A 13,447-nucleotide genomic window follows, 5' to 3' on the forward strand; every position below is an offset into this window, starting at 1 on the left:
AAACCGAAAAGGAAGACAAATGAAGATGAACGCTTATATGGCCGACCGAGCCGCCTCGGGGCATGCGCCATGGGATCTGGTCGAAGGAGCTCTTGTCAGCCCCGCAGGCATCGCGTGGGACGGTTGCCACAGTATCCATGTACTCACGGACCCTGAAGAAGTGGGGCGGACGCGCAGCTATGGATATGGCGAGAAAGACACGCATCTCACTGTCCGAGGGTTGAGAAACACAGAGGAGCTGCTTAACACCGTTCGCAATTGGTTCGATGACTCGTGCGGCATGCGCTTCGTTAGCGCTTCGGGAACGAAGGACGGCCAACACGAGATCACGACATTGATTGCTCAGTTTGAGGAGGCTTTCTGATGGCCACCAGCCTCAAGACAACCGACGCACAGATCATCAAGTTCTTCGCGAAGAATTTCGAATTGTCGGAAGAGGAGCGGAACATCGACGGGTGCTGGAACGCATTGATGAACGAGATCGTAATTCCCTTGGAAGATCCCGATGTGCTCATGGGCGGCTTCCGCGAACAACTCGCTGACACGGAGCGATCTCACTGCGATCACACCTGCGATTGCGCCTACTTTCAACGAATCCAGCAGGCGGCCGTTCTCTTCGGTCTGACCGCCGAGCAGATCGCGGATGGCGACTACGAGCTTGAGCCGCGATTCGCGGAGCAGATCTCATAAGGCGCTGACAAAGGCGTGGTGCCACAGCGTGCGATTTGCGAGGACACGAAGAGCCCCCGGCCATCTGGCCGGGGGCTTTTGCCGCTTCAGGGTTTGGAGGGCTAGTTGCCGTCCTTCTTGATCGCGTCGATCTTCTCGGCCGCCTGGCTGAGCAGCGCGAGGGCCGCGTCACGCTTGGTGACGGCCTCCTCCTTGCTGGCGGCGTAGAACGGACGCGAGCGGTGGGCGTCGTTGACCAGCTCGCTGACTTCGTGCTTGAGCCGAGCGAAGCTGCGCGTCACGCTGGTGCGGTCGAACTCCTCGGCCTTGGGAGCGGAGGTCTGGGTCTGGGTTGCGTTCGCCATGATGTCTGCCTTTCGAGCGGTTGCGGTTCGTTGTGGATCATCATTGTTGGCTACTAGTAGGTGTCAACCATTTCTCCAAAACTGATCCTGACCAGCTGTTTTCCTGACCGTTGAGCCTGGGCTGAAACTGCGTTCTAAGCGCGCAGCCTAGAGCCCCGGAGTCATCGTCCCTCTAGGCTGCCCTCTCGCGCTCCTCGGGCAACCATGGCCTGAGAGTGACCATCCTGGACAACGACGCACAAGGTATCCCTTTCTTTAGGAAGTACCGCCATTGAGCGGGCACAGCGAAGGGCGACGATTCGACCGAAATCGAATCGCCGCCCTGGAGCCTCGAGCTGCTGCTAGAAGCGACCGAAGCCGCCGCCTTCGTTGTTGCTTTCATGGAGTACCAACGGCTCGTAGTCGAAGCCCCCGGTGTCTGCGTCATCGTCGCCGATGGCGTAGGTCGGCGCGATGGCCTGGGCGGGAGTTGACCGGCCGACCTTGGGGTATGTCTTGATCAGTTCAGCGATGTCCTCATCCGAGCTGTAGGCGAAGCGAACCTTGACGGGCTTGCCAGTCTCTTCCTTGACGAAGCCGATACCTGCGTAGGCGTAGCCGTTGGCCTTGGTGCTCAGTGGGATGGCCGTCGAGTCGAAGCCAGCCGCCCGTGCTCCCTCTCCGAGGAAGAAGTCGTTAAAGTACTCGCTCGGCTGCTTCAGGAGAATGATGTTGGCAAAGTTGCCGCGCATTCTGCCGAGGAGATCCTTGTCGGCCTCCTGGGTTGCAGCAACGACATAGACCCCAAGAGAACGACCCTGAGCCAGGACCTCGACGAGAAGCGTGGTTGCGGCCTTTCCCGGCTTTCCCATTGCTTGTAGCGCGATGAGGAGCGACAGGAACTCGTCGATGAAGAGGACGACCATCGGGTTCTCCCTGGTGGCATCCAACGAGCGACCGAGGTCGGCGTTCTCCACATCCACCCGCTTGTGCTTCGCCCGGTGCTTCATCACCTTGTGAACCTCCGCGATCACATCGACTGCACCTGCGTTCTCGTAGACCAACTCTTCGAAGAGCCTTGATTCCTCGTAGGGACGAAGCTCCGACGCCTTCGGATCGATGCCGTAGAACACGGCCGTCCCTCGCTCAACGAACGGAGCAAGCTGACGGATCAGCCCATTGAGGGGTGAACCCTTTCCTGAGCCGGTCATGCCGATGATGAGCAGGTGGTGCATGGCCAGAGCCCAGAGCTTGCCGTTCTCGCGAACCGCGAGCGGGATGAGGTGTGCCACCTTGGCCGCGTTCTCCCTGAAGAACTCGATACCCGCCTTGAGCTTCATCAGGGGGTCGCCCGGGATCGACTTGTGTGCGGCGTAGCTCAGCGTGAAGTTGTCCTCCGTCTCGAACTCCTGGAGAGACTTGAGCCCGAGCTGAGAGACGATCTTGCCCTCCAGCCGTCGCACTTCAGCCGGGTCTCGACCGTCGAGAACGATGTCGATGCGGAAGTGATTCTCGCGAAGCTTCCGCTCCTCCTTCCTTTCACGCTTGAGCTTCTGCTTCGGCGTCTCGCCCTCAGGGATCTTGGACGGTTCCAGCTCCACGACCCGGTGAGTCTCAGGAAGCTCCCGCACGACGAAGTACTTGGCGGCCTCCGCGACATGCTGGTGAACCAGGTATCTCTTACCCCGGGCGGCACCTCGGTGAGCCTTGACCATGGCTCGGACGGGGCGGGAGTGAGGCGAGAGCCATGCGGGCTTCCAGGTAGATCCGCCGTCCTCCTTCGGCGTGAGGAACGCATTGATGTCGGCCGCTGAGTCCACGAGTCCCTTGTTCGACAGCAACTCGTTCTCGATGTCGAAGTAGATCTTCGGCTCTGCCTTGAACCAGGAGGCAGGCTTCCAGCCGCGCTTTTCCCGGTAGTTCTTCCAGCGCTGGTGGCGCTTGATTACCTCGGCCACGGCGGTGCAGACCAGCACCACGACGACGAGTAGAGAGATTCCGATTGCCGGCAGGTGATCGATGACCGGTGCTGCGGCGTCTTTCGCTGAGTTGAATAGAGCGATCATGGTCAGTTACCCCCGACCTGGACTCGGTTGCTGAATGTGAATGGTGCGCCGTCCCTGTGGAGCAGCGGGAGGATCAAGAGTCGGCCTGATTCGATGAGGTTGTAGCTTCCGCCTGCGTTTACGCGGCGCAATAGGCTGGGGATCTGGGTTCCGTGGGTGAAGTAGATGGCCCTGTCGTAGATGCTTCCCTCTTCGAGTTCGGCCTTGAGCGTGGCGAAGATGGCGTCGTACTCTTCCCAGCTCTTCTTGCTGATCTCGACCTCGACGAGGAGGTTCTTGGCGCGGGAGTCAGTGCGATCACCGTCGAGGATCACCGCAAGGTCTGGCTGATGGACGGCCTTGAGCTTTGTGTTGCCGCGCTGAGGAGCTCCGAGAGTGAGCAGCGCGGGCCGTGCTTCAACGATCTCTGACCACCGAAGCCGACCGCTTCCCACTGCCGAGATGGCGGAGCTGATCACATCGTTTCGCCACCTACCGAAGTCGCCTCGGTGGTCAACGCTCGCGTCTGCGTCGATCTCTTCCTTGAGCTTTCTCTTGACGACATCGAAGGAGTTCCGCATCATTTTCTCGCTGACGAGGTTGTCGATCGGCACTGGCTCGACCCCCAGGCTGTCCCGGAAGAAGCCCTGGGGAGAGGCGAACTGGGCTGCTACATGGGCGATCATCTGGTAGTGAGTGAGCCGAGACTTGCTGAGATTGTCGAGCTTGTCTGGCCTCTCGAGGGCGTGGCCGAAGCTCCAAGCCGCACCGATCCCGCTGTCCGTGATGCCGTAATGGACGACCTTGGAGGCCATGTTGGTGGTGCGCTTCATGGCGCCGACGCGGACGATCTTGTCGAGTCGAGCCTTGGTTCCCTTGATGCTCGGCAGCTCCCCACCGGGGGCGAAGCGTGTCTCCTGGCGAAAGCTGAGCATCGATAGCCCCTCCGCGTCGATACAGGGGAACATGCCGGTGAAGGCTACGAGCCGTGAATTTCCCTCGGTGATGTGTGCGCCGCTCGGTCGCTTGGGCCTCTCCACCTCTGTTGAGGGAGCAGCTACCGGGGTCGGTTCAATTGCCGGAAGCGGCTGAGCTTCGATGGTTGGGACGGGTAGAGCCATGGTCTTTCTCCTTGTGTCTGGCTCCCTTTCGGTGTGCTGTCGGCTGCCTATTGCAGCTCGTGGCGGGAGCAAGACTCATATCGCTCTGACCTATTGCAGCTCCTATTGCAGCTCCTATTACTCGGCCTATTGATTCACTCGGCAATAGCTCAAGCGTTGAGATCTCACGCCTAGAGCCACCAAATGGGCGCGAATAATGTCTCCCTCGTTTTCTAGAGGAGATCACCACTTCTAACACTTTGGATTCGGCCCGCCTCAGCCCGCGCCCGCAGTCCTGCCGTCAGCAGCCAGCAGCCTGTCTTCAGCTTCAGCCAGCCCTCTCCTCAGCCTCAGCAGTAGTCCTCCTCAGGCCAACCCCAGTTCCGCTCCCGCTCCACCAGGTTCCGCTCCCGCTCACTCAGCCTCAGCACGGTCAGCAGTGGCGTCACACCACGCTCAGCACCATCGCCGCAGCAGTGGCGTCACACCACAGCAGCTCAGTCATCAGCCATGGTGGTGTCACACACGAGTCGGAGAGCCGGGCTGTGGGTGTGCGACACCACGACGCAGTCTGGTTCTCTCAGCAGTGGTGTCGCGTCTCAGTGCCGGGCCTTCGAGCCAGCGGTGGTGTCGCGTCACGGTGCCGGACGAGGAGTCGTGGTGGCGTGACACAACTGCCCCGAAGCGATATGAAGCGCTGGTGCTGGTGGGCATCGCCTCCTCTGGTAGATGAGCCGGAGTAGCTCGGTTCTTTCTCTCTCTGCTACTCCGGCTCTTTCTCTGTGTGCTGTAGCGCCAGTGCTTCGGTTTTGGTCGTTTTGATATGGATGCCGATCGCACACAACTGAGGAGATCACCATGGCAAAGACCATCACCCCCAAGGCCGCCGAGTCAGCACAGGCTGGGCCGAAGAGCGAGCGAAGGAAGCAGGCGCCACTGCTCATCGCGGCGGCCGGCCTCCTGCTCGCACTCGTCGCTTCACCTCTGCTCGCTCCCGGAGCGGATGCCGCGAGAGACGCTGGCGGCTTCTGTATCCAGGCCGTGAGCGATGAGGGTGAGTTCACCGGTACGGGGGGCGGCTGCGTTGTGGCCCCCAGCGAGCCCGCACCGGCGGGAACCACTGAGATGACTATGTTTCAGAAGTTCACCTGGGACCTCGACCTGACTGAGATCGGCCAGGTGACTTGGCTCGATGGAAAGAGCTACGACTTTGACATGGAAACTGCCAGTTTCACCAATGGTCTACCAGCCTTCCTGAAGCAGACCAAGGCAGGAACTGGTCAGCCGAATTTCACTTATCCCTCCATTGCCTGCGCGGACTCCTATGACTCCTGCGGCGTTCGGACCACCGTCGTCGACACAAGAACAGGCGAAGTCATCGCAGAAGCAGAGGATACGAACTACCTGGGCAATGGTCAGAGCTGGCAGACCCTGCCAATGCTCGATATGGGCGGATTCAAGGATGGCCATTTCAGCACGGTCGTTGATGGAATCCTGAGCTTGGAAGAAGCCCTGGCTCTCCCCGAAGTTGGTCAGCGCTACGACGCCGAATTCCTTCGGGGTGACACAGTGTTCTTCGCCGTGAAGAACGGCGAGGAGATTCCCATGGGCACCACGACGAATTCCTTCGGCTGTGAGGACTTCGAATTCGAGTCCGAGAATGCCAACGGTAACAAGGACCTGCTGATGAACCGAGACTGCAGAATCGCATAACTCTCTCGGAAGGCGGCGACTCCCACCCCGGAGTCGCCGCCTTTTTGCGGTCTGCTCGGAGTCGCTTCTGACATCCTGAGCGCGCAGCCTAGAGCCCCGATGGGATCGACGCTGTAGCTCGTCCCTCTTGCCCTAGGAGGCGACCTCGGGCTGTAGCCATCCTCCTGGCATCGTTGTGCGCGAGGGGCGATCTACGGGCAGAAGTCGCGAGCTTCGGGCTGACGCACGGATGCTATGCCTAGCGGGTCTCCGTCGCCTCGAGGATATTGATTGCTGCCTGGTACAGCGAGGAGGTCAGGTCAGCGTTTGGGAATGTGACCATCTCCACGAAGGCGTTGCCCTTGTGGAATGAGGTCTCGATGATGGCCACTTCTTCGCCCACGAGCACTGGCAGGCTCTGGTGGTCGCCTCGATAGGGGTTCGAGGTATAGCCAGGGGCGTGGCTGTCGTTGCTGCGGAAGTGGTGCGCGAGCGCGAAGACTGGGTGAACCTCGGTCTCGTCGGCCATGGTCTGGGTTGCCACCACCAGCGTGTTGGTAATCCGGTCGTCATAGCTCAGGCTGCTCCGCTGCGGTGTTCCAAACTCCGGAACCATGGCCTCGAAGGCTGCGCGAAGCTCGGGGGTGCGGTCAGTGGCGTCCATAAGTCATTTCCGTTCTCGGGAAGTGGCTTCTGCGGCAGCGTGCTCGGCTACCGTCAGAAAATAACGACTAAGTCTACCATGGCGGGTGTTTCGCTTGTAGGAGGGACCGAAGCCCGGCGGCTCGCTAATATTACCTTTAGGAGCACCTATGTCGCGAGTGTCGCAGTCCCGATGAGTTCGGGGCTCTAGCCCGGAGTTGCGACACTTTCCTACTTACATGTGTCGCAAGAAACGCCTAGAGGTCCGCTTCCTCGTAGATTGACCGTCTCCACCTGTGTCGCAGGATCTCACTTGTGTCGTGAGATTCTGTCGCCGGAGTCTTGTGGTTGTTTTGATATAAGAACATGCACCGCGAGGGGCTTAGGGTTTGGCCGCCTAAAGCTCAGGCTCGGGGTGGCGGGTTGAGTTGGGTTCCTGTATCCCTCGGTTTCCTCCCCGCCGCTCCGGGCCTTTCTCTCGTTTTGGCCGTTTTGATATGAGTCTCAACTCCCTACGGCCTGGGAGCTGAAACCATCAATTCGGAGGACCTATGTCCATACAGACCGACAGCCAGCGCGCCTACTTGGATAGGCGCGAGCAGGAGCGGAAGTCCATTCTCGGCTCGAACTACAAGCCTCTCGGGGGTTGGGATAGCTCGGAGCAGGAAGCAGCTTTCAAGGAGAGCCTCGGAGGAGATGAGGAGCGAAGGCCGGGGCTGGAGCCCATCGCCTCACCTGCGGCTCCATCGACCGTGCCGAGGAGCAACAAGAAAGACTCGGAGTCTCGTCGCTGGATACTGACTCTCCCCGAGAGTGAGTACAGCGAGGCGGATGTGACGAAGCGCCTCGGCAAGTACAAGGCGGTCGTGGGTCAGCTCGAAGCAGCTCCGACGACGGGCTATCTGCACTGGCAGCTCTACCTCGAATCCAAGTCCGCCATTAGGTTCTCGACTCTGCGGAAGCTCTTCCCCAAAGGCTGGTACAAGGTTGCTCGGGGAACTCGCTTTCAGGCCGTTAGCTACGCCACTAGAGAAGACAAGCGCTTCGGGGATCGAACCCTGACTCTCGGCTCCATCGACTTCACTGTCAAGCAGGGAAAGCGCACCGACCTGGACTCATACAGCGAGCAGATCATGCTCGAAGGAAAGTCGGCCGACGAGGTCATCCATGACGATCCTCGCGCGGTGGTCTACTCCAATCACCTCCGTCAGCTCGAACTGATCAGGGATCGCGATAAGTGGGGAAACCTCTTTCGGCATGTCGAAGTCCACTACATCCACGGCGAGACTCGAACTGGCAAGACCTCGGCACTTTTTGAGACTTACGGCTACGGCCCGGTCTACCGTGTCTCCAACTGGAAGAACCCCTTCGACAGCTACAAGGGCCAGGACATTTTGCTTCTCGATGAGTACAACACGAGCGTGCCGATCGTCGACATGCTCAAGATCATGGAGGGCTATCCACTCGAAGTGTCTGCGCGCTACGCGGACAAGATCGCAAAGTTCACAACCATCTTCATCGTCTCGAACCTGTCCCTAGCCAAGCAGCACAAGACCATTCAGGACGAGCATCCCGAGCAGTGGGAAGCATTCAAGGCGCGACTGACCTCCGTGTCGGAAATGGTCCACGGCGGCAAGCTCCTGGTGAGCAAGGGCACACCTCCGCAGCTCGACCACCACTTGACTCAGAAGCCGGTGGAGATTGTTCTCCCGGCCCAAGGTGCGGCCCCCGCGCCCGCTGCCCCCCGAACCGTCACCATCACAGCCGCCGATACCGACGACCTCGCCTTCGACTCCGAGGTCGATGAGCTTTTCCCCGACCTCGACTGACCTACCACCACCCCACCCAGCACCATCACACCTGGCCTAGGCCGGGAAAGGAAACCATGAGAAATGAGAATCGTAAACGCAATGGATACCACTGTCCCCACTGGCGAGTTTGAGGGAATGGACCTCCAGCAGTTCGCCCAGGAGCACACTTACGCCGCTCGCGAGCTACTGAAGGATTCCGGCTTCCGCCGAGAGTTCACCGACCACTACTACGACTTGGACTTCTACCTCCGTGGCGTACCCAAGGCTCGGCGCTGGATGAGCGGTCACTGAGCTAGCCGTTGTGTCGCACCACGAGAGCCCACGGACTATTCAGTCCGTGGGCTCTTGGTCGTTTTGATATGAACATCAGGCCGATCGTCGGCCGTCCAGAGATAGGAGCATCCCCATGCGCACTATGCCCAACAGTTACATCCTTCCCACCGACGATGGGCAGGCAGTGGAGATCAGCCGGACCGACTACGACGCCCTGCTCGGAGACGGTGGGCTCACTCAGCGCCGAATGAGCACCATCACCGCAGCAGCCCGCATTCTCTCCGTCTTCGTAGACGACGAGCCAAGGAAGTTTCAACAGATCGTGGAGGGCATCTACGGCAGTCCGGAGGCTCTGGGTACTTCGGCCCTCCGTAGGGGCATCACTGCGCTAGTCGATGCAGGGCTGCTGGAGCAGATCGGCAGGACATCAACTGCCCGCTACCGTCTCCCCGTTACTGACTGAGCCGTGGGTGTGCGACACCACGAGGGCCACGATCCATCTTCGGATCGTGGCCCTTTTGCATGTGTTGCCTCTACAGCGGATAGACCGACAGCGTTTCGTTACTGTTCGACCATTCTGAACAGGCTGGGTGAGACGACAACCATCCGCGGACGCCGGTCAAGGCGCCGATCACTTCTTGCAGGAGGTTGATTTGCTGGTGAATGTAGGTGCGATCGTTCAGGTTCTCTCGCACTGCGTGGGCTGGTTTTTGCCGGGCCTTCCGGATCTGTCGGAGGGGCTCAAGTACCTTTCGTGCCTCGGACTCTGTGACGCCATGGTTCTGCATGAATCGGTCTAGACGAACCAAAGTGCCGAGTCTCTGACCCGTAGGGTCCTCGGACGGAATGCCAACCTGGTCGAAGAACTGAGGGCGAAGATTGTCGGACAGAGCTTTGTCGAGCTGTAGCACGAAGTCGTCCCACTCCCTCTGCGATGGGCGAAGCAACCAACCAAGATCGGCTGGCTTCTCTGTGTACCGAAACATCGGCTCGCTGAAGGCAAGGGTAGACAGCTCATTGAGGTTTTCGAGCTCCAGAAAGAGATGAGAAAACGGACCCACGGCGTCGCCCCAGTGCCCCATCTGAGAACCCCACCAGATGGGATGCAGTTCCAGATTGTCCTCCGGCACCTCGTATGTCTCCCAGCGTCGTTGGTGCTCAGGAGTGAGGGTGCAGAGATCCGAATAGAACACTGCCACCCGGCGCTCAATGGGCGAGGTCAGGTCGCCAGCGTCATAGCGCGAGAGGTCGTAGGCGAAGCCCATATGGCTCAGCCCGACATGGTCACGCTCGAACACATCGTCATCGTCCGATGCCTCGTCGGTGAGCCACATGCTTGCGCCACCGTCGCCGAAGTTGAAACGAAAACGACCATCGTTTCGATACTGCTCGAGAACGGCGAACTCAAAGTAGGCCGTCTCTAGGGTGCCCCTTCCTCTTGCCATGGCGCGCGCATATGGACGACCAGTCAAGCGGCCAGGGAGCCGGACGCCCCTCATACCGGCAGAAAGGGGATACAGGCACACGCCATAGTCGTCAAGAGTCAGCTCTTCGAGGTCCTGTAGCTGCGAGTCAACCGTCCTCTTCGAGGGCCACGGGCGGATGTGGATGTTGAGGTAATCGGCGCCCGATACGACCTGAGCTAGTCCTAGCTGCACCAGTTCGATAGCTGCTGGGCGCGACGCGACTCCGTCGTCTCCGTACAAGTGGAGCCCGTTGAAGTGGGCAGAGTCTAGATAGCGGTCTCGCAGCCGATCAAGCAAGTGGGTTGCGGCGCTACTCAGATCATCCTTCGTTTTGGCCCCCGATGTCGGCATGCCCGCCCTCGTGCCCCTGGCTCCTCGCATTTCAGATTCGCAGGTCCCGCGTAATCCATGTCGCGACCTCGCGCTTTACGGAGTTTTCGATGTCGTACCCGTCGAACTCCTTGTAAAGGCGGTGGACAACATCGGACGGCATGTTGGGCAACCGCTTCTCCTTCAAGAGGAGCGTGCGTTTCCCGCGTCCCATGAGGTAGCCGAGCTCAAGAGAGACATTCGGGTTGTAGTCACGCTGCTCAATGTCCTCAAAAACGGCGATGCCGTACTGGCAGCCAGTGAGGTAGACTTCGATGTTCGACCACAACTCGCCTGTGTAGTCACGGTCATCGGCGCGAACAGCATTCATTCCGTGCTCCGCAAGGCCGGCCACGATGGCGCTGTGAATCTGAGTCATCTGCTCGCTGGCGCCGAATCGCATCATGATGAAGACATTGCGGCTGGGCTCAGGATGATCCTCGAGGAAAGTCCTGAGGTCGGGCTCCAGATGCCTCACATGGTCGATGTTTCCGAGCTTGCTGAGGGCGCTCATAGTTTCTGCTTCCTTCGCATGCGCCGCAGCTACGGCTTCCACTGATTCGGCGCGACGAGGGTCGTTTGCTAGGGGCAGAGCAACAATCGCACTTGGCTTCCAGTTGAGCCTGCCCGTTAGCAACGAAGCCATCTCCGCGGGAGGAAAAATGCCAGCCGCGTGATCTATCCAGAAGAGCTCCGACACCCCTGATGCAGCTGCCAGCCCCAACAAGACTTGACTCTCGTCTCGAGAGATGACGAGCGAAAACGGGCGAAAGAACGGCGAGGCGTACTCAGGCAGACCGAGCCTTGCCAGGTTCCGGGCGAGAGCGTCACCGAACTCGTCGATGAGCTGCTTCGTCTCGATCCGAGCCTCATCTCCCATGTCGCCGCCGACGCTGCTTACTCCCGGCCAGTTCAGTCCCATACGCATCCCCACTCTCGTGCATCTCATGTTGCCGGTTTCCACCGACATCGGTGCGGTGGGCTGCCTGGCGAGTCTCCAGTTATGTGAAGGCGCCTTCGGCCGTGTTGCTCTAGGCCATCGTCTCCGGCGACGGCGCCTCTTTTCCTCCTTCTCGGAAGAAATGTGCCGCTTTGATATGGCACTTCGTGTAGTTCGACGCAAATGCATGACGACCACGACTCAGGAGTACACCATGACCGATAACACCACCCCCGACACCGTGCGGAGAACAGTCGCGGAGGTCACATTTCGATCCAAGGTGCTCGCCGCGCTGAACGACGATCCCAGCGTGGGTGATCTCGGCAGCTACGAGACCGAGTGGATGGACGGAGCTACACCCGAGCTTGTGGCGTTTCACCTTAACTGGCTCTTCGACGCCCAGACCGAATGCAGGAAGGCAGGCGATCTCGTTTCGGCGGAGCACTACTTCAGCATCCGTCTCACCATCGAGAACGCCTTGGAGTCTCGGGGGTGCCAGGTGCTTTATGCCGTTGACCCCATGGAAGGTGACCTTACCGCTGAGATGAAAGGTGAGCTGATCGTCACCGGCTGGCCCGCTCCCGAGGCAAAGCGATGAGCCGCCCACCCGCCTCGGTGATCGCTGCTCAAAAGCTCATCATCTGTAACGCCGGCATCCGCATTCCGCCTCGCCTCGTGAGCTTCGAGCTGACCACTGAGCCCGACCAGTACCGGGTCCACTACCTCCGAACCCGCTGGCGCAAGGCTCCCGTGGCCTACTCGCTGGTCCCCACCATCACCATGACCCCGGCGGAGTTCCGCGAGTGGGCAACCTGGCACGCTGCCGCCACTGCTGGCCGCGTCCGTCGCATCGAAGGAGCACGACCATGACCGACACGGCAACCAAGACAGGACAGCGTGTCGTCTACATCCGGGTATCTACGGAGGATCAGGACACTGCCCGGCAGCAGGAAATGACGAGGACAGCAGATCGTGTCTTCGAAGAGCAGCGAAGCGGCAAGAGCATCGAGGGGCGGCCAGCGCTCCAAGAGGCTCTGGCCTATGTGCGTTCGGGCGACACGCTCGTCGTTTGGAGCCTCGACCGCCTAACGCGGTCGCTCTCAGACCTGGATCGGATCGTCAACGATCTCAGCAGCAGAGGGGTCACGCTTGAACTGTTAAGCGAGCGGATGACTTTTCCAGGCGGCGAGGAGATCGATCCCTTCTCTGAGGCGATGCTCTATTTGCTCGGCATCTTTGCTCAGTTCGAACGGCGTATGAAGTCAGCCGCTTCCCGCGAGGGCATTGCCATCGCCAAGGAAGAGGGCCGGTTCAAAGGTAGAAAGCCCGTGCTCACCAACGCTGATGTGCAGAAGCTCCGGGATCGTGCCGACACGGGAGTGCCCAAGGCAAAGCTCGCGCGGGAGTTCGACATCTCCCGGGACACGGTCTACCGAGCACTGAGCGGCGACTACATGACGGCTGAGAGGTGGATTGAGGCAACCGCTCAGATCAAGAAGGACAAGAGGGCGCAGGGCGCCAAGAGAAGGGAGAAGACCAATGCGTGATCGCACTAACGACGCCCGTCTGAGGCGAGAGAGGAATGAGCGCATCGCGCGGGTACGCGAGCGGGACATGGTTCGGGCTCTTGCGATGGACATCCCTCCTGCTCTGACCTTCGAGCAGACGGGCGAGATCGATGATGTCGCCTACTACGCCGAGGTCAACGGGGCTCCTGATCCCACGGTGGAGCAGGTACGCGAGGCGACCGGCATCGGTGTGGAGGTCGTGGCTTCCTACCTTGCTGATCCTCACTACCTGAATCGTGACCGTTGGGCACAGCTGAGAGAGGAAGTCGACAATGCGTAAGCCAAATCTCGCGAAGCATCCGAAGAAGTTGGCCGGTCGGCTCTATGCTCGGCTGCCCTGGCACGGGAAGCTTCTGGTTCCCTTTGTCGTCATCGCTCTCGGGCTCTACGCGCTCGACTGGATGGTGAGCCTATTCATCTGATCGCAAGAAACAGCAGGGCCGGGGTTACATGGGGGTCGCCCCGGCCCTTCGCTGCGCCCGGAGCGCGCGAGGAGTCCGATACCGATCAGCTCGTAGGCTGACCCCC

General features: G+C 60.0%; 16 protein-coding genes. 10 read left to right on the top strand and 6 right to left on the bottom strand.

Annotated features, from left to right (window positions below; translation table 11 throughout):
* The first annotated feature begins 19 nt into the window (after positions 1-19).
* Together OVA02_RS08380 and OVA02_RS08385 are read left to right on the top strand one after the other, a co-directional pair.
* Positions 20-364 carry a hypothetical protein gene (locus OVA02_RS08380; RefSeq protein WP_267659631.1) on the top strand — a complete coding sequence of 115 codons (345 nt, stop codon included), beginning with the start codon at positions 20-22 and terminating at the stop codon, positions 362-364.
* Positions 364-690 (top strand): hypothetical protein, encoded by a 327-nt coding sequence (locus tag OVA02_RS08385; RefSeq protein WP_267659632.1) that lies wholly within the window; start codon positions 364-366, stop codon positions 688-690. Before OVA02_RS08380 ends, OVA02_RS08385 begins: the two co-directional genes overlap by 1 nt.
* A 101-nt stretch (positions 691-791) precedes the next feature.
* On the opposite strand, the gene OVA02_RS08390 is transcribed toward OVA02_RS08385, so the two are convergent.
* The 3 genes from OVA02_RS08390 to OVA02_RS08400 form a co-directional block, all read right to left on the bottom strand.
* A complete protein-coding gene (locus tag OVA02_RS08390; protein ID WP_267659633.1) occupies positions 792-1,034 on the bottom strand; it encodes a hypothetical protein in 243 nt (80 codons plus the stop codon).
* Between the two features lie 341 nt (positions 1,035-1,375).
* Entirely contained in the window at positions 1,376-3,079 is a 1,704-nt protein-coding gene (locus OVA02_RS08395; RefSeq protein ID WP_267659634.1) for an FtsK/SpoIIIE domain-containing protein, read from the bottom strand.
* A gap of 2 nt (positions 3,080-3,081) precedes the next feature.
* The gene (locus tag OVA02_RS08400; protein ID WP_267659635.1) at positions 3,082-4,179 is read right to left on the bottom strand and encodes a hypothetical protein; all 1,098 of its coding nucleotides are present in this window, start codon (positions 4,177-4,179) and stop codon (positions 3,082-3,084) included.
* Positions 4,180-5,016: 837 nt separating this feature from the next.
* On the opposite strand from OVA02_RS08400, the gene OVA02_RS08405 reads away from it, so the two are divergent.
* The gene (locus OVA02_RS08405; RefSeq protein WP_267659636.1) at positions 5,017-5,871 is read left to right on the top strand and encodes a hypothetical protein; all 855 of its coding nucleotides are present in this window, start codon (positions 5,017-5,019) and stop codon (positions 5,869-5,871) included.
* Positions 5,872-6,109: 238 nt separating this feature from the next.
* Here the strand turns inward: OVA02_RS08405 and OVA02_RS08410 are convergent, their stop codons facing one another.
* Positions 6,110-6,514, bottom strand: a complete 405-nt coding sequence (locus OVA02_RS08410; protein WP_267659637.1) for a hypothetical protein — start codon at positions 6,512-6,514, stop codon at positions 6,110-6,112.
* 529 nt (positions 6,515-7,043) lie between these two features.
* On the opposite strand from OVA02_RS08410, the gene OVA02_RS08415 reads away from it, so the two are divergent.
* The 3 genes from OVA02_RS08415 (at position 7,044) to OVA02_RS08425 (ending at position 9,039) form a co-directional block, all read left to right on the top strand.
* Positions 7,044-8,321 (top strand): hypothetical protein, encoded by a 1,278-nt coding sequence (locus OVA02_RS08415; RefSeq protein WP_267659638.1) that lies wholly within the window; start codon positions 7,044-7,046, stop codon positions 8,319-8,321.
* 81 nt (positions 8,322-8,402) lie between these two features.
* Complete coding sequence (locus OVA02_RS08420) at positions 8,403-8,594, top strand: hypothetical protein (RefSeq protein WP_267659639.1); 192 nt, start codon at positions 8,403-8,405, stop codon at positions 8,592-8,594.
* Positions 8,595-8,709: 115 nt separating this feature from the next.
* Positions 8,710-9,039 (top strand): hypothetical protein, encoded by a 330-nt coding sequence (locus OVA02_RS08425; RefSeq protein WP_267659640.1) that lies wholly within the window; start codon positions 8,710-8,712, stop codon positions 9,037-9,039.
* A 70-nt stretch (positions 9,040-9,109) separates the two neighbouring features.
* On the opposite strand, the gene OVA02_RS08430 is transcribed toward OVA02_RS08425, so the two are convergent.
* Complete coding sequence (locus OVA02_RS08430) at positions 9,110-10,282, bottom strand: hypothetical protein (protein ID WP_267659641.1); 1,173 nt, start codon at positions 10,280-10,282, stop codon at positions 9,110-9,112.
* A gap of 142 nt (positions 10,283-10,424) precedes the next feature.
* A complete protein-coding gene (locus OVA02_RS08435) occupies positions 10,425-11,375 on the bottom strand; it encodes a hypothetical protein (protein WP_267659642.1) in 951 nt (316 codons plus the stop codon).
* 190 nt (positions 11,376-11,565) lie between these two features.
* Between OVA02_RS08435 and OVA02_RS08440 the strand changes: the two genes are divergently transcribed.
* The 4 genes from OVA02_RS08440 (at position 11,566) to OVA02_RS08455 (ending at position 13,199) form a co-directional block, all read left to right on the top strand.
* Positions 11,566-11,949, top strand: coding sequence for a hypothetical protein (locus OVA02_RS08440; RefSeq protein ID WP_267659643.1), 384 nt, complete (start codon positions 11,566-11,568; stop codon positions 11,947-11,949).
* Positions 11,950-12,026: 77 nt separating this feature from the next.
* On the top strand, positions 12,027-12,221 hold the full coding sequence (locus OVA02_RS08445) for a hypothetical protein (RefSeq protein WP_267659644.1): 195 nt from the start codon (positions 12,027-12,029) through the stop codon (positions 12,219-12,221).
* Complete coding sequence (locus OVA02_RS08450) at positions 12,218-12,898, top strand: recombinase family protein (protein WP_267659645.1); 681 nt, start codon at positions 12,218-12,220, stop codon at positions 12,896-12,898. Before OVA02_RS08445 ends, OVA02_RS08450 begins: the two co-directional genes overlap by 4 nt.
* A complete protein-coding gene (locus tag OVA02_RS08455; RefSeq protein WP_267659646.1) occupies positions 12,891-13,199 on the top strand; it encodes a hypothetical protein in 309 nt (102 codons plus the stop codon). Before OVA02_RS08450 ends, OVA02_RS08455 begins: the two co-directional genes overlap by 8 nt.
* Positions 13,200-13,447 lie beyond the last annotated feature (248 nt).

The sequence above is a fragment of the Frigoribacterium sp. SL97 genome, from assembly GCF_026625765.1.
GTDB lineage: Bacteria > Actinomycetota > Actinomycetes > Actinomycetales > Microbacteriaceae > Frigoribacterium.